13 protein-coding genes are annotated in these 14,967 nt (G+C 56.5%); 6 read left to right on the forward strand and 7 right to left on the reverse strand.

Features of this window, described 5'->3' with window-relative positions; translation table 11 throughout:
* Positions 1-98: 98 nt before the first annotated feature.
* The 5 genes from RMR16_RS15725 to RMR16_RS15745 all read right to left on the reverse strand — a co-directional run bounded on the left by RMR16_RS15725 (position 99) and on the right by RMR16_RS15745 (position 5,022).
* On the reverse strand, positions 99-1,013 hold the full coding sequence (locus RMR16_RS15725; protein ID WP_320199619.1) for an ABC transporter substrate-binding protein: 915 nt from the start codon (positions 1,011-1,013) through the stop codon (positions 99-101).
* A gap of 38 nt (positions 1,014-1,051) precedes the next feature.
* Complete coding sequence (locus RMR16_RS15730; protein ID WP_320199620.1) at positions 1,052-1,738, reverse strand: ABC transporter permease; 687 nt, start codon at positions 1,736-1,738, stop codon at positions 1,052-1,054.
* Complete coding sequence (locus RMR16_RS15735) at positions 1,735-2,385, reverse strand: ABC transporter permease (protein WP_320199621.1); 651 nt, start codon at positions 2,383-2,385, stop codon at positions 1,735-1,737. The genes RMR16_RS15730 and RMR16_RS15735 overlap by 4 nt, the downstream gene beginning before the upstream one ends.
* Positions 2,382-3,494, reverse strand: coding sequence for an ABC transporter ATP-binding protein (locus RMR16_RS15740; protein WP_320199622.1), 1,113 nt, complete (start codon positions 3,492-3,494; stop codon positions 2,382-2,384). Before RMR16_RS15740 ends, RMR16_RS15735 begins: the two co-directional genes overlap by 4 nt.
* 496 nt (positions 3,495-3,990) lie before the next feature.
* Entirely contained in the window at positions 3,991-5,022 is a 1,032-nt protein-coding gene (locus RMR16_RS15745) for a fatty acid desaturase (protein ID WP_320199623.1), read from the reverse strand.
* Between the two features lie 135 nt (positions 5,023-5,157).
* On the opposite strand from RMR16_RS15745, the gene RMR16_RS15750 reads away from it, so the two are divergent.
* The gene (locus tag RMR16_RS15750; RefSeq protein ID WP_320199624.1) at positions 5,158-5,994 is read left to right on the forward strand and encodes a helix-turn-helix domain-containing protein; all 837 of its coding nucleotides are present in this window, start codon (positions 5,158-5,160) and stop codon (positions 5,992-5,994) included.
* Positions 5,995-6,012: 18 nt separating this feature from the next.
* Here RMR16_RS15750 and RMR16_RS15755 read toward each other — a convergent pair whose 3' ends face one another.
* A complete protein-coding gene (locus tag RMR16_RS15755; protein ID WP_320199625.1) occupies positions 6,013-6,939 on the reverse strand; it encodes a LysR family transcriptional regulator in 927 nt (308 codons plus the stop codon).
* A gap of 113 nt (positions 6,940-7,052) precedes the next feature.
* On the opposite strand from RMR16_RS15755, the gene RMR16_RS15760 reads away from it, so the two are divergent.
* The 5 genes from RMR16_RS15760 (at position 7,053) to RMR16_RS15780 (ending at position 14,011) form a co-directional block, all read left to right on the forward strand.
* Positions 7,053-8,135: a 4-oxalomesaconate tautomerase gene (locus tag RMR16_RS15760; RefSeq protein ID WP_320199626.1), complete on the forward strand. Its 1,083-nt coding sequence runs from the start codon at positions 7,053-7,055 to the stop codon at positions 8,133-8,135.
* Positions 8,136-8,181: 46 nt separating this feature from the next.
* Entirely contained in the window at positions 8,182-9,183 is a 1,002-nt protein-coding gene (locus tag RMR16_RS15765) for an ABC transporter substrate-binding protein (protein WP_320199627.1), read from the forward strand.
* A gap of 12 nt (positions 9,184-9,195) precedes the next feature.
* Positions 9,196-10,026, forward strand: coding sequence for an ABC transporter ATP-binding protein (locus RMR16_RS15770; RefSeq protein ID WP_320199628.1), 831 nt, complete (start codon positions 9,196-9,198; stop codon positions 10,024-10,026).
* Positions 10,010-10,783 (forward strand): ABC transporter permease, encoded by a 774-nt coding sequence (locus RMR16_RS15775; RefSeq protein ID WP_320199629.1) that lies wholly within the window; start codon positions 10,010-10,012, stop codon positions 10,781-10,783. Before RMR16_RS15770 ends, RMR16_RS15775 begins: the two co-directional genes overlap by 17 nt.
* A 240-nt stretch (positions 10,784-11,023) precedes the next feature.
* Positions 11,024-14,011, forward strand: coding sequence for an autotransporter outer membrane beta-barrel domain-containing protein (locus RMR16_RS15780; protein WP_320199630.1), 2,988 nt, complete (start codon positions 11,024-11,026; stop codon positions 14,009-14,011).
* Here the strand turns inward: RMR16_RS15780 and RMR16_RS15785 are convergent.
* Positions 13,997-14,920, reverse strand: coding sequence for a LysR family transcriptional regulator (locus RMR16_RS15785; protein ID WP_320199631.1), 924 nt, complete (start codon positions 14,918-14,920; stop codon positions 13,997-13,999). The two genes, RMR16_RS15780 and RMR16_RS15785, sit on opposite strands and share 15 nt — an antisense overlap.
* Positions 14,921-14,967: the final 47 nt, after the last annotated feature.

Consider the following 14,967-nt stretch of genomic DNA (forward strand, 5'->3'; position numbering starts at 1 on the left):
CCTCGGAAAGTTTCTGTGTCTCGGTCCATAGCCATCAATTCGCAAATATGCACGGCCTGTCCGCAAGGGCGTGGCAGACGTCACGCCCTTGCGGCTGATTAGTTCAACTTGTGCTGAGTGAGCCAGTCACCAGCCACCACATCAAAGCTGTCGTGATTGGCCAAACGACCGTTCAACACGACGAGATCCTTGGTCGTCAGCGCGGCTGAAACCGCGTTGAGCGTGGATGTCACGACATCACTGACTTTTGGCGTGGCGATGACCGGAACGATATTTTGAGCAGGGAAGAGGTTTTTGACGTCTTCCAGCACGATAAGGTCGTTTGCCGCGATGGCCGGGTCGGTCGAGAACAGGTTTGCGGCCTGAACCTGACCGTTGACGAGAGCCGACAGCGTGAGCGGGCCACCAACGTCGAGCGACTTGAACGACTGGAACTCAAGACCATAAAGTTCCTTCAGGCCGATGATTCCTTCCTTGCGCGTCTTCCACTCCGGCGGGCCACCAAGCACCAGTTGTGAGGCGACGGGTGCCAGATCGGCAATCGTCTTCAGCTTGTATTTCTCAGCTGTGGCACGCGTTACGGCGACACTGTCAGAATCCTGTGCGGCAGATGGCGTCAACATCGACACACCCTTCGGCAAGGCTGCCTTGAGCGCCGCTGCCACGTCGCTTGGCGAATGGGCCGTGGCATTCTTGTCGAGGTAGCTCAAGGTTGCGCCAGCATATTCGGGCAGAAGATCGATCGATCCGTCGAGCAATGCCGGAATATAGACTTCACGGCTGCCGATGTTCAGCTTGGTTTCAACGGCAATGCCCTTAGCCGCCAGAGCCTTGGCATAGATCGTTGCCAGAAGCTGACTTTCGGGGAAGTCGGCAGAACCAACGATGATTGTCTTGGTATCGGTTCGGGCAGCAGTAGGAGCTGCCAGCGGATTGCTTTGAGCAAATCCCAGACCGGCGGAAAGGGCCATGAGCGCGAATGCGCTGGCGGCAGTGGTAATCCTGAATGCCATGCGAGCTTCTCCTTCTGTGTTGAAATCGTTGTTGTTATTTAAGAACGCTGCCGTTTCAGGCGGCGCGTGAGACCAGGCGAAACGGTGAGCCTTGATATGATGCCGATTACGAGATCGACCGTGAGCGCCAGAATGCCGACGAGAACGGCGCCTGCGGCCATCTGGTAATAATCATTCTGGGCCCGGCCATCGATGATCAAACGGCCAAGGCCACCAAGCGAGACATAAGCGGCAATTGTCGCCGTCGAAATGATCTGAAGCGTGGCACTGCGCAGCCCCGAAAAGATGAGCGGCAGCGCGCAAGGCAGTTCAACATCGAACAGAATATCGAGCGGACGTTTCCCCATGCCGCGTGCGGCATCCAATGCTGCCGGATCGACTGCCGCAATACCGGCATAACTGCCGGTCATGATGGGCGGCACCGCCAGAAGCACGAGCACGATGAGGCTGGGCACGATGAAGGCCATGTCCGACGCAAAAACCGGGCCGAACAGGATGACCAGAAGAGCGATGAGGCCAAGACTTGGAAGCGAACGCAAGGCATTGGCAAGACCGGCGATGAAAACGACACCACGCCCTGTGTGTCCGACGTAAAGCCCAACGGGCAGGCCAATCAGACAGGCAAGAAAAAGGGCTGCGGAACTGTAGGCAAGGTGTTGGACGAGCAGAACGATAACGCCATCGTTTCCGGTCCAGTGAGCAGGATTTGTGAACCAGTCAATCATCGCTCAGCACTCCCCGGTTGCCAAGGTGTCAGACGGTGCGCGATGAACAATACCAGCCCATCCAACACGGCTGCCAGAACCACGCATAAGACGATCCCTGCAATGATAGGCGTTAGGAACTGCAACTGTAGCCCTTGCGTGAACAGCAATCCAAGTTGCGGCGTGCCGACCAAGGCCGCGACAGAAACAATGCTGACATTGGACACAACCGCGACACGCAGCCCGGCGGCAATGACCGGAACGGCGAGCGGCAGTTCCACCACGAGAAGACGCGCAACACGCCGATAGCCCATGGCGTTTGCTGCCTGAAGGACATCCGGTGAAACCGAGTCCAAACCGTCGTTCACCGTCCGCACGAGAAGCGCCAGAGCATAGATGGTCAAGGCGACGACGACGTTGAGCGGATCGAGGATACGCGTTCCAAGGACGAGCGGCAGCAGCACGAACAGTGCCAATGACGGAATTGTATAGAGAAGCCCGGCAGCACCCAGCAGCGTGGATCGAAACAACCCGGAGCGCTGTGCAATCCAGCCAAGCGGCAAGGCGAGAAGCAGCCCGATCACAACAGGAATGACCGAAAGGCCCAGATGCCAGATGAAAAGCTCGAAGATTCGCCCGGATTCACGGTAAAGCCAATCAAGCTTCATGGCTGCCCTCCAAACCGGCCGACGCGCGCAGCTTCAATGGCGGCAACGACATTTGAGAGTGTCACTGTGCCAACGAGTTCGCCCGATGATCCGACAACGACACCACGACCGGACGGAGAGCTGAGTGCAGCGTCCAGCACATGCCGTAAGCTGCTGCCTTCCGGCGCCAGCGTTCCACTGAGATTGAGGTCTCCGTCACGCAGTGGCTGCTTCAAGCCCTGCGCATCGGCCCAGCCAATGGGGTGCTTTTCGGCATCCGTCACCAAAACCCAGCGGTCGGTCGCAATGTCGCGCAACGTTTCTGGTGTCGCGCCGAGCAGAACCGTCGGTTCCGCGCCGAGAGGAACAGTGCCATCGAATTCGGCAAAACTCAGGAAGCGATAGCCCCGATCCCGGCCAATAAAGTCTGCCACGAAGGCATCTGCGGGTCGCGCCAGAAGCTCTTGTGGAGAGGCGATCTGCGCCAGCGTTCCGCCGGCGCGCAGCACCGCAACCTGATCACCAAGCTTCAGCGCCTCGTCAATATCATGCGTTACCATGATGATCGTCTTGCCGATCTCACGCTGCAAACGGAGGAACTCGTCCTGCAATTGCCCACGCACAACCGGGTCAACTGCGCTGAAAGGCTCGTCCATCAGCATGAATTTGGGGTCCGAGGCCAGTGCGCGTGCAACGCCGACGCGCTGCTGCTGACCGCCCGAAAGCTGCCAAGGATAACGATCTGCAAAAGCCGCCGTCAGTCCGACACGCTCAAGCAACTCATGCGCCGTGCGGAGTGCCTTCTGCTTTGGTGCGCCGTTGAGACGCGCCGTGGTCGCGATGTTCTGAACGACCGTGCGATGCGGAAAGAGACCAGCGTGCTGGATGACATACCCAATCCGACGCCGCAACAAAGCAACATCCATGCTCTCGGTCGGCTTTCCGTCCAGAAGGATGGAGCCAGAGGATTGCGTGATCAACCTGTTGATCATCCGCAACGACGTGGTCTTGCCACAGCCAGAGGGACCAACAAATACCGTCAGCTTTCCGTTCGGCGCTTCCAGTGACAAACCATTCACGGCCGTGGCTGCGCCCGGATATTGCTTTGTGACGTTGTCGAAGACGATCATGCAATCTCTCCCCTGGTCTGTGACTTCGCTTTAAGCGGAAGTTTATCGACGTCTTAGTTGTCTATACAATCACGCAATATGCGTTTCGGCAAGACGCATTGGTGAAAAAATTCGCATGGAAAAATACTGCTGAATAATTCAGCTTAAGCGACCCTCAACGCCTCATTTTAAGGCGGTTCGGCATGCCTTAAGGACAGCCGAAATGCGCAGGTCGATTGGCTATTTGTTTCAGGAATTTTGTATTGGCCGCTCAATCACTTGCGAGCGTTGAGGATTTAGAGCCCATGCGCGCACGGCAGGTCAACTCGACAGAGTTGCCACTAAAAATTTCGGCGCTGAAAATCGTCAAACCCAGATTCTGGGCCGAAAAATCACGGTCACATTTTAAGGGGAGTTTGGCTCTTGGCGTGGATGACCGGCTGGCTTTTCCACTGACCGATCCACCGGATGACGAAAGACTCTGGCGCGGCAAGCTCAAGCGTTGCCGCAATTCACGTCACGTCGTGACTTCACCTGCCTGCGCCGCAAAGGCCGGAATATCGATCGCTCCGTCCGCGACGGTCGATCTCCCTGAAGTGTGGTCTTCACGCCTCAAAACCGGATGTGCGACCGGTTCCTTGGCTTTGAAGGCGAAAGCGCGGAACACCTCGAAATAATTGCGAAAGACATAACCGTCGTTCATGTCCTGCCACTCGGCCCGTTTGGCGCTGTAAAGCGACGGTAGTTTGTACCAGGCGGCTGTCGGCATTTTATGGTGCACGAAATGCAGGTTGTTATAGAGAAACAGCGGCGCCAAAATGGAGTTTTCAACGATAATCGTGCGCCCGTCCGGCTGCTCAGACCACTGATGTTCGCAATAGGAGCGGATGGCGATGATGGAAACACCGAGATAGGCGGCGACGCTCACATAGAGCCAGATGGGAATACCGAACACGAGAGATATGAACAGCAGCGTCGGAATCAGGCCGGCCAAATGCAAGGTCCAGGCATAAATAACCCGTCTGTCACCACGCGCGATCTTGCGCCATTCTGCTATCGTGAAACCAACCACCATCAGCGGCGGGCCGATGACCAGACGGCCGATAAATGTGTTGTTCCAGCCGAGCAAAACTTTCAAAAATGACGGAAGCTTTTCCCAGTCACCCATAGCCCGGTAATGGCTTTCGGGATCATCGAAAGGATCGGTCAGGCGCTCGTCTGCATGATGTTGTAGATGCGTGCGCTTGTAGCTGCGGTAGGGGTAGAAAATACCGAGTGGCAAAAAGACCAATGTTTCATTGAAGCGTGCATTGCGGGTGGGGTGGCCATGCAGAACCTCATGTTGAAGCGAGGAATGCAATGCTACCGCAATGCCCATCAGAACGAGTGAAGCTATTGGAAAGGTTGGATATAACACATATCCCGCAAACACCCACAAACCATAGCAGCCTGCCAGCAGGGCAATTGTCGGCCATTCGATTCGATATGGTTTTCTTGCCGTGCGCAAGCCGGTAGCCCGCGCCGCGGGTTTTGAAGATATGTCTGTCATTTCATGCTCTTGATGCCCCGATGGAACCAGAGTCGCACCAGCCTGGGCAGCGCACAACGGGTTTATGATGACCAACTGTTGATTTTGGTAACAATTTAAGAAATATGGTGATGATTATAAACAAACAGGTGAAAAGTGGACAAACGCGCGCTGGCAGATCTATTTCGTGCCCGTCTTATCCAGCTGGTCAACCGTGCCGGGGAGAGCCAATCGTCTTTTGCCGCCGCCATCGGCATCGATCGATCAGCACTTTCACAGCTTCTCTCAGGTGATTCGGCGCGGCTTCCACGCGTGGAGACGCTGCTGAACATCGCCGAGCGTCACTCGGTTTCGCTCGACTGGCTGCTTGGTCTTTCCTATGATCAAGGCCTCATGGGTGAATTGCGGCCAAGCTTCGAGATTGAGGAAGGCGGCGCGGATTACACCGACACCCTGTTGATGAAGTGGCACGCCGAGGCGGTCGGCTCCAAAATCCGCTATGTGCCGGCCCGTATTCCAGACCTGCTTCGCACGCCCGAAATTATTGCTTTCGAAGCCACCGGCGCGCATCAAAGCATCACGGCACAAGAGAGCGAAACGGCGTTTCGTCTCGACTACAACCGGCAACCGGGCACCGATATGGAAGTGTGTATGCCACGCGAAACGCTGGAGGCCTTTGCCCAAGGACGCGGCATGTGGAGCGGATTGCAGCGAGAGACCCGCGCACAACAACTCCAGCATATGTCTGCGCTGATAGACGAACTCTATCCCTCCTTCCGCCTTTTCCTTTTTAACGAAAAGGAGCGGTTTTCAGTGCCTTATACCATTTTTGGTTCACAGCGTGCCGCGCTCTTCGTCGGCGGCATGTATCTTGTTCTCAACAACGTGGAGGCCATCCGCAAAATGCAACGCCATTTCGATGAGTTGATACGATTTACCCGCATACATGCCCATGAGACCGCAGATTTTGTGAAGAACCTGAAGGTGTCCTAGCCGCAGATCCAACGATGGTCAGTCTTTTAAACGAGACGTGTCAGACCCGTAATTACCCCAGGCACCCATCAACATTTCCAGAAACCTTTCCGCTGCGGGCGAAAGCGTAGCACCGCGCCGCCTGACCACGCCGATCATTCGCGAAATTTCTGGATTGCGGATGGGACGTGTGACGAGGAAGGGATGCTCACCCTGCGGGGTCGCCATTTGCGGCAATACCGAAATCCCAAGCCCTGCTTCAACCAGCCCCAACGAGGTCGAGAGATGGGTGACTTCGTAAAACCAACGCAGCTTGATATTTGATTTGGCGAGCGCCGCGTCCAGAAGTGTCCGGTTGCCGCTGGAACGGTGCACGGTGATAAGCGGGTACGGCTCCAGCTCAGCCCAACCAACCTCACTCTTTTCGGCAAGCGGGTGATCTTTGCGTGCGGCAAGAACAAAGGGGTCTTCAACCAACCGGTCGAACGTCAGGTCTGGATCGGACGTGCCCATGATGTTGATGCCGAATTCAACCTCTCCACGGGAAACCGCCAGCAATCCCTCGGTGGCTGGCAAATCCAGAATGCGGAACCGGATATTCGGATATTCCTTGTTGAACTGTTTGATGACAGTCGGCAGGAAGTAGAATGCCGCGGTTGGAAGGCAGGCGATTGTCACCAACCCACCCCGACTGACGCCGACATCACGAACGACGAACAGCGATCCGTCGAACTCTTCCAGCATACGCCGCACGAGGGGAATCAACTCCGCGCCCAAAGCTGTCAGGCTGACGTGCCGGGTGGTGCGTTCAAGAAGGGGCGCACCAATTGCCGTTTCCAGCTTCTGAATGCGCCTGCTGAGCGCGGGTTGAGACAAATTGAGCGTCTCGGCCGCACGATGAAAGCTCTCCAATTCGATGACGCTGAGGAAAGCCCTGAGATCAAGTATTTCACAATTAATGCTCATAACGCATCAATACCCCGAATCTTCGCATTTCACATATCAATCCATTTATCACAGAGTGCAACAAAAGAACTGATTGATACCCACTACACATGAGTGGAGGCGAAAGCACAAGCATGAATGATTTGATGTCCATTCCCTGTGTACTGATGAGAGGCGGCACGTCGAAGGGTCCGTTCTTTCTGGCTTCCGATCTTCCGAGCGACAAAACAGAGCGTGACCAGATCCTGCTTTCCATCATGGGTTCGGGCCATCCGCTCCAGATCGATGGCATCGGCGGCGGCAATCCCGTTACCAGCAAGGTCGCCATCATCGGCCCATCAACCATTCCCGGCGCCGATATCGATTATCTTTTCGCGCAGGTCCGTATCGATCAGCAGATGGTCGATACCGCGCCAAACTGCGGCAATATGCTGGCTGCCGTCGGCCCGTTCGCGATCGAAGCCGGGTTGATGAAAGCACAGGACGACGTAACACTCGTTCGCATTCACAACGTCAACACCGGCAAACTCATCGAGGCGGAAGTTCCAACACCACACGGTCAGGTTTCCTATCTCGGCGATGCGAGCATCGATGGCGTACCGGGCAAGGCGGCGCCCATTGCCCTGACATTCATGGACGCCGCTGGCGCAAGAACAGGCAAACTGTTTCCCTCTGGCCAGCCGTTGGAACTGATCGACGACATCGCAGTCACCTGCATAGACTGTGCAATGCCGATGGTTCTGATCGATGCGGAAGCACTGGGCGTGAGCGGTTACGAAAGTGCCACAGAGCTCAACAGCAACACGTCGCTACTGGCCAAGCTTGAAGCTGTCAGACTTGAAGCCGGCAGGCGTATGGGCATGGGAGATGTCACCAATCAGGTCACGCCCAAGCCGGTACTCATCAGCAAGGCGAGACAAGACGGCGATCTTAACGTCAGATATTTCATGCCGCACGAGTGCCACCCTTCCCTTGCAACAACGGGCGCAGTTGGTATCGCAACAGCCTGCATAACGGAGGGCACAGTCGCCTCTAAACTCATCGGCGTGCGCAAGCCGCCAGTCGTTCTCTCTATCGAACATCCCAGTGGTCATCTCGACGTGAAACTTCAGGAGCGTGACGGAAAGGTGATTGCCGGAATTTTACGAACGGCACGTCGCCTTTTTGAAGGACACGTCTTCGCAAAGCCTGTCACGAAATTCGATCGCGCTGCATAATTCATGTGGTTGCCGGGAGGGCGCCACTTAACTCGGAGGAAATTTAATGCGTAAATTCATGCTCGCCCTGGCCGCAACCGTCGCTTTTGCTGGAACAGCGATGGCTGAACCGGTTCGTATCAGCGTTGGCTCGTACAACCTCAACAATCTGCCCTTCCCAGTCGCTCAGGGTCTCGGCCTTTACGAGAAGGAAGGTCTTGAGGTTACTGTAGAGAACTTCGCGTCCGGTGGTTCCAAGACATTGCAGGCGCTTGTTGCCGGCTCAACGGATATCGCCGTTGGTTTCTATGATCACACGATCCAGATGCAGTCCCAAAACAAGGCCGTCGTCGGCTTCGTCGTGCTGGCCCGCAACTCCGGTCTGGTTCTGGCTGGCGGCAATAAATCGACATTCGATCCGGCAAAGCCAGACACCATCAAGGGTGCGAAGGTCGGCATCACTTCGCCGGGTTCATCATCGGACTTCTTCGTGCGCTACTATCTCCAGCGCCACAAGCTGTCGGCAGACGACATTGCCCTGATCGGCGTCGGTTCCGGCTCTGCTGCTGTTGCCGCTCTTGAACAAGGCAAGATCGATCTGCTGGTCAACTACGACCCTGCCGCGACCTTCATCGAAGCCAAGGGCGTTGGCAAAATCCTGATTGATGCGCGCAGCGACGAGGGTGCCAAGGAAATCTACGGCGGCATTTATCCGACATCGGTACTCTACGCCACGCAGTCCTACATCGACGGCAATCCCGAAACCATTCAGAAAGTGACCAACGCCACGGTCAAGGCGCTGGAATGGATGAACACCCATTCGGCTGAGGAAATCGTCGAGAAACTGCCGAAGGAATTTATCTCCGGCGACCGAGACACCTATGTGAAGGCTGTCCAGAACGCCAAGGCAATTTTTTCGACAGACGGAAAATTCAACGAAGAGGATATCAAGACGCCCCTCGCTGTTTTGAAGAGCTTCAACGACAAAGTGGCGGCGACCGAGATAGACCTTTCGAAGACATACACAAACAGCTTCGTCGGCAAAGCGCCGCACGCCGCTGCGAACTGACAGGAGGAGACAATGTCATTGGCCGTAGCCAAACCCGCGCCCGAAGACGGCGCAAGCAAGAGCAGAAAGGCGATGGTGTCGATCGATTCAGTCACCATGTCTTTCGGCTCATTCGTCGCAGTCGAGAATGTCAACCTGACGGTGGCGGATGGCGAGTTTCTCGCCATCGTCGGCCCGACGGGTTGCGGAAAGAGCACGATTCTCAACGCTATCGCCGGACTTTTGAAGCCATCGCACGGTACTGTCTCCATCGATGGCCGGACGGTCAACGGTGTCAATGACGACATTGGCTATCTGTTCCAGCAGGATGCCTTGCTGCCTTGGAAAACAGCACTGGAAAACGTCGAGCTTGGTCCGATGTTCAAGGGCGTCGGTGCCGCCGCGCGTCGCGAGAGCGCACTCGCCTGGCTGGCAAAGGTTGGTCTCAAAGGCTTCGAACAACGCTATCCACACCAGCTTTCGGGTGGACAGCGCAAGCGCGTGCAGATGGCTCAGGCCTTGATCACCGGCCCGAAAGTGATCCTGATGGACGAGCCGTTTTCAGCGCTAGACATTCACACGCGCCACCTCATGCAGAATGAGCTGCTGCGGCTCTGGCAGGAAGAGCGCCGCGCCGTCGTGATGATTACCCATGATCTTGAAGAGGCCATCGCGCTTGGCGACCGCGTTGTCGTTCTGGCTGCTGGCCCACGCAGCCGGGTGATAGACAGCTTCTCGGTCGATCTAGACCGCCCGCGTGATGTCGCGGAAATCAAGCTCGATCCGCGCTTCCTGGATCTGTATCGCAATATTTGGGCGTCGCTGCGCGGCGAAGTGGAGAAAAGCTATGAACGCCACGACTGAACGTCTTATTCAGGTGGGCCTACTGGTCGTCATTCTCGGCGGCTGGCAACTGGGTACGTCTCTTGGCATCATCGACGTGTTCTTCTTCCCGGCTCCTGTCGATATCTTGAAACAAGTTATCAGATGGGTGACCGACACTGGTTTCTACCGCCACGTCACGATCACCCTGACGGAAACTGTTCTTGGTTATCTCATTGGCACGGGCCTCGGTGTTGCCGCAGGTGTATGGCTGGGTCTCAGCCGCAGCGCGTCGCGCATTCTTGATCCTTTCATCAAGGGCTTGAACGCTATTCCGCGTGTGGTTCTCGCACCCATCTTCGTTCTTTGGCTGGGTCTCGGCCTCTGGTCGAAAGTCGCGCTCGCCGTCACGCTGGTGTTCTTCGTCACGTTCTTCAACGCCATGCAGGGTGTTCGTGAAGTCAATCCTGTCGTGCTGTCCAATGCCCGCATTCTGGGTGCCAAGCGTTCGGATCTCCTGCGCCATGTGTATTTCCCGGCGGCTGCCAGCTGGATTCTGTCTTCGCTGCGCACATCCGTCGGGTTCGCGGTCGTTGGTGCCATCATCGGCGAATATCTCGGCTCTTCTGCCGGTCTTGGCTACCTTATCGCCCAGGCTGAAGGCAATTTCGATGCGGTCGGCGTTTTCGCCGGCATTCTGATCCTGGCAATCTTTGTGCTGATCATCGATAGCATTCTGGATTTGGTGGAAAAGCGGCTCATAAAATGGCGCCCAAGTGCCACGGAAAGGCCAGCCTAGGCATTATCGACCTTCGGGCCCGTTGCCGTCATGGCATCGGGCCTGACCCGTTAAAAACGGCCGACACCATCCCAGTGCGAACCCATTCGAAGGCCGAACGCGGAAGCGAACGGCCTGATCGGCGTATAAAGCTACCCCGGCATGTCAGCGTTGACAGTTAATTTCCCATTAACCATGATTGAGTACGAATCGTTGTCTTTCCGCCGATCTATGCCGGCATTCGTTAGCATCGGTCGCCAAATGACACACCAACCGGTTCCATTGTTTTCAAGACGCCTTGGCTGGTTCACCGCATTGGCCTCGCTCGCCTTGACCATGCCCTCTTTTGCCCAGTCGGTTTGGACCGGCGGTGCTGACAATGAGTTCGGCAATGGAGCAAACTGGAGCCCCAACCGTCCAGCAGCGACCGATATCGCAACAGTGAACACTGGCTCACCGCAGGTCACCAATGACATCACCGTCGATAGACTTGGTGTGGACGGCGGCAATGTCACCATCACCAATACGGGCGCGCTGACCGTTACGAACGGCAGTACGATCACATCGGGCAGCATCGGCATCAACGCAGACGGCACCTTAAATTCGGATGTCGACCTCAATGGCGGCAGCCTGTTCATCGATGGTACTCTTAACGGCAAGCTGATGCTGAACACCGGCAACGTCACGGTGAACGGCGCACTCGGCAGTGCTACCGTAGGAAACACAACATCGCTGTCCAACAACGGAACGGTCGGCGACGTCTCCGTGTCTTCCGGCGGAACATTCACCAACAACAGCACGGCCACTGCCAACGCTCTTACCAATGCCGGCACAGCCTCAAATGCTGGCACCCTTGGGTCTTTAACGAACACCGCTGGCAACTTCACCAACAATGCGGGCGGCACAATCACCGGCAAAACGACGGTTTCCGGTGGGACCGTGACCAATAATTTCGTCGTGACAGACGCAGATGTTGCGGCAGCGGCGGCCTTCGTCAACAACATTGGCGCAACGGCTGGCAAGGTTCGAAACTCCGGCACCCTTACCAATGCCGGCACCATCGCGTCGGTTCAAAATGATGCAGGAACCTTCACCAATAATTTGGGAGGCTCGGTAACCGGCACAACGACGGTCTCCGGTGGCAGCGTCACGAACAATGCAAATTTCGGTGACGTCGATGTTGGCGCGGGCGGCATTTTCACCAATGCCACGGGTGCCACCGCTGGCGCGGTGGCAAATGCGGGTAACGCCTCGAATGCCGGGTCGATCACCTCGCTGACAAACACGGCAGGAAACTTTACCAACAATGCTGGCGGCACGATCACCGGAAAGACGACGATTTCTGGTGGCACCGTCACCAACAATTTCGTCGTGACCGATGCGGATGTCGCGGCAGCGGCTGCCTTCGTCAACAACAGCGGTGCGACCGCAGGCGATGTCCGGAACGCAGGCACGACAACGAATGCCGGTACGATTGCATCCCTCCAGAATGACGGCGGGTTATTCACCAACAACAATGGCGGCACGGTCACCGGAACCACAAAAGTGAGTGGGGGTGCCGTCGTCAACAATGCAACGCTTGCTGATGTCGACATCGATACACAAGGCACGTTTACCAACAACAGCGGGGCCACGGCAGGCGCGGTTACCAATGCAGGCGAGGCTGCAAATGACGGAACAATCGCCTCTCTCGTCAACAATGATGGTTCTTTTTCCAACACCGGCACGATCAGTGGAACAGCAGCGGTCACAGGTGGCGAATTCATCAACCAGGGAACGGTCACAGGCACGATCGACATATTTGATGGCGGCCTGTTGTCCGGGAGCGGGATTTCTGGAGGACTGATCGTGAATGCAGGTGGCACACTTGCACCCGGACCCGGCATGCAGACGCTTGCCGTCAATGGAGACCTGACATTTCGTTCCGGGTCAATATATCAGGTCGACATCGACGCCAACGGCCTCTCTGATCGAGCGAATACGTCCGGCGCGCTCACCATTGAAGGTGGCACTCTGACGCTCCGAGCTGCCAGCACCTCTTATGGTTTGACGACACAATATACGATCCTGACAGCTGGCAGCATCACCGGGACCTTCGATAACATTGCAAGCGACTTTGCCTTCCTGTCACCAACGCTGACCTACGGCACCACAACGATTGATCTCAGCCTTGATCGCAATAATGTGCGTTTCGCGGATGTTGCCATAACCGCAAACGACCGGGCAACGGCAGCCGCTGTTGAAGACTTGGGCGCAACAAACCCACTCTTTTCAGCCGTTTTGCCGCTTGATGTCGAGACCGCCGCAAACGCCTTCTCACAGCTCAACGGCGAAATTCATGCTTCACTCGAAAGCACGTTTTTGTGGGACAGCCAATTTGTGCGTGAGGCAATCGTCGACCAGATGAGCGCTTTTTATCAGCGGCAACCAGCCTATGCTGACAATGTTGCCTTCTGGACGTCTGGTATCCTCGCTGAAAACCGTTTCTCGAGTAATGGCCGTGCGCGAAACATTGATAACACCATTGCCGGTGCGCTGTTTGGAGCAGACGTGGCAGTTTCCGATCAATGGCGTCTCGGCGGACTTGTTGGTTACAGCCAACTTTCGACACACCCTCAAGCGAGTGCTGATTCCTATCATGTTGGCCTTTACGCAGCGGCTGACATCGGGCCTCTGAATATCGTCGGGGGCACGATTTACACTCGAAACGAGGTATCGACCCAACGCGATATCGCTTTCGGCACGTTTGCCGACAAGCTTTCTGCCAACTATGCCAGTACCACCACCCAGGTCTTTGGGGACATTGCATGGATGCTGGAGGCGGGTAATTTCAGTCTCCAGCCCTTTGCAAACTTCGCCTATATCAACCTCGATACGGACGACTTTAGAGAGAGTGGCGGCGCGGCAGCATTGTCGGTCACCGGCGGCTCCGATGCTATGACCGTATCGACCTTTGGGATGCGCTGGTCTACGGATGTGCAGGCCGGCGATTTCCCCATCGTTGCTTCCGGCATGGTGGGCTGGCGCCACGCCGCTGGCGACCTGACGCCGGGCATAATATCCGCTTTTGAGGGTGGCTCGCCATTCGTTCTGGAAGGTGTCACGGTCCCGCACGATGCTGTGGTGTTGAAAGCAGGTATTACCGCGCAGCTTTCCAAGTCAACGCGTTTAAAGCTGAGCTATTCCGGCGAATTTGCGAATGGGCTTCAGTCAAACGCCGCCCACGCCAATCTATCAGTCAACTTTTAGGTCGTTAGCCAGCGGGTGTTCGTCGCCGCGATCATCCCCCGCGTCACGCAATCTTTGGACGAGCCGTTCCACCGCCGTGTGCCGCTGGCCCGGTCGGGTAACAATGTGAAACCGTTCTGGATTATCGACTGCAAGCGCATGGACAGGCACCAGCCCCAGCCGATCACGGAACCAATCTGCGTAAGGCTTGCGCGCCAGTACAATCCCCAATTCGGACGCCGCAGCCAACAGGGCAAGATCGTGACCGGGAAACGTCCGGTCCTTCCCTTCCGCCTGATAGGCAACACCATGGGCCGCAAGCCAGAGACGCCAGCCGGTTTCGGACGCGTCATGAAGCAACGGGTAGCGCAGGAGGTCGGCAGCCTGCGGTTCCGGCCCCAACTCGTCTGCAATGCGCTGACATGCGACCGGTTGCAGTAACTCGTGAAACAGCGGCTCCGACACCACATTCGGCCACCCACCCTGCCCCAGACGGATGGCAATCCGCGCATCCGACAGGGTCATATAACGCTGGTCGATGTCCATCTCGATCCGAAGATCCGGCGGCGAACCCTCCAGCACTGCCAGCCTCGGAACCAGCCAAAGACGCGCAAAGGACTGAACCACACCAATCCTGATCGTATCGAGACCATGATCGGACCGGTCAATAGCGCGCCCGTCTTCCAGCATGGCAACGGCCAGCTCGATGCGGGCGGCAAACCTTTCCCCATCCAGCGTCAGGCGAACACCGCGACCATGCCGAACGAACAGACGAATCCCCGCCCAGTGTTCGGTTGCAGCAATCCGGCGACTGACAGCGCCGTGCGTGATGCCCAAAGACGCTGCTGCGGCCGAAAATGAGCCGAGCCGGGCAGCGCTCAACACTGCCTCCAAAGCTTCCAAAGGTGGTAGGCCCGTCCTGTGTTCCATGCGCACATCTGAATAGTGATAGGGGTTCTATGTCAACGCGCCGTTCT

This window comes from Agrobacterium sp. rho-13.3, assembly GCF_033957765.2.
In the GTDB taxonomy this organism is placed as follows: Bacteria; Pseudomonadota; Alphaproteobacteria; order Rhizobiales; family Rhizobiaceae; genus Agrobacterium.

What these genes read in the sequence shown, in the direction of transcription:
- RMR16_RS15725 (WP_320199619.1), bottom strand. Translation starts at nt 1,013, where the DNA reads ATGGCATTCAGGATTACCACTGCCGCCAGCGCATTCGCGCTCATGGCC.
- RMR16_RS15730 (WP_320199620.1), bottom strand. Translation starts at nt 1,738, where the DNA reads ATGATTGACTGGTTCACAAATCCTGCTCACTGGACCGGAAACGATGGC.
- RMR16_RS15735 (WP_320199621.1), bottom strand. Translation starts at nt 2,385, where the DNA reads ATGAAGCTTGATTGGCTTTACCGTGAATCCGGGCGAATCTTCGAGCTT.
- RMR16_RS15740 (WP_320199622.1), bottom strand. Translation starts at nt 3,494, where the DNA reads ATGATCGTCTTCGACAACGTCACAAAGCAATATCCGGGCGCAGCCACG.
- RMR16_RS15745 (WP_320199623.1), bottom strand. Translation starts at nt 5,022, where the DNA reads ATGACAGACATATCTTCAAAACCCGCGGCGCGGGCTACCGGCTTGCGC.
- RMR16_RS15755 (WP_320199625.1), bottom strand. Translation starts at nt 6,939, where the DNA reads ATGAGCATTAATTGTGAAATACTTGATCTCAGGGCTTTCCTCAGCGTC.
- RMR16_RS15760 (WP_320199626.1), top strand. Translation starts at nt 7,053, where the DNA reads ATGAATGATTTGATGTCCATTCCCTGTGTACTGATGAGAGGCGGCACG.
- RMR16_RS15765 (WP_320199627.1), top strand. Translation starts at nt 8,182, where the DNA reads ATGCGTAAATTCATGCTCGCCCTGGCCGCAACCGTCGCTTTTGCTGGA.
- RMR16_RS15770 (WP_320199628.1), top strand. Translation starts at nt 9,196, where the DNA reads ATGTCATTGGCCGTAGCCAAACCCGCGCCCGAAGACGGCGCAAGCAAG.
- RMR16_RS15775 (WP_320199629.1), top strand. Translation starts at nt 10,010, where the DNA reads ATGAACGCCACGACTGAACGTCTTATTCAGGTGGGCCTACTGGTCGTC.
- RMR16_RS15780 (WP_320199630.1), top strand. Translation starts at nt 11,024, where the DNA reads ATGACACACCAACCGGTTCCATTGTTTTCAAGACGCCTTGGCTGGTTC.
- RMR16_RS15785 (WP_320199631.1), bottom strand. Translation starts at nt 14,920, where the DNA reads ATGGAACACAGGACGGGCCTACCACCTTTGGAAGCTTTGGAGGCAGTG.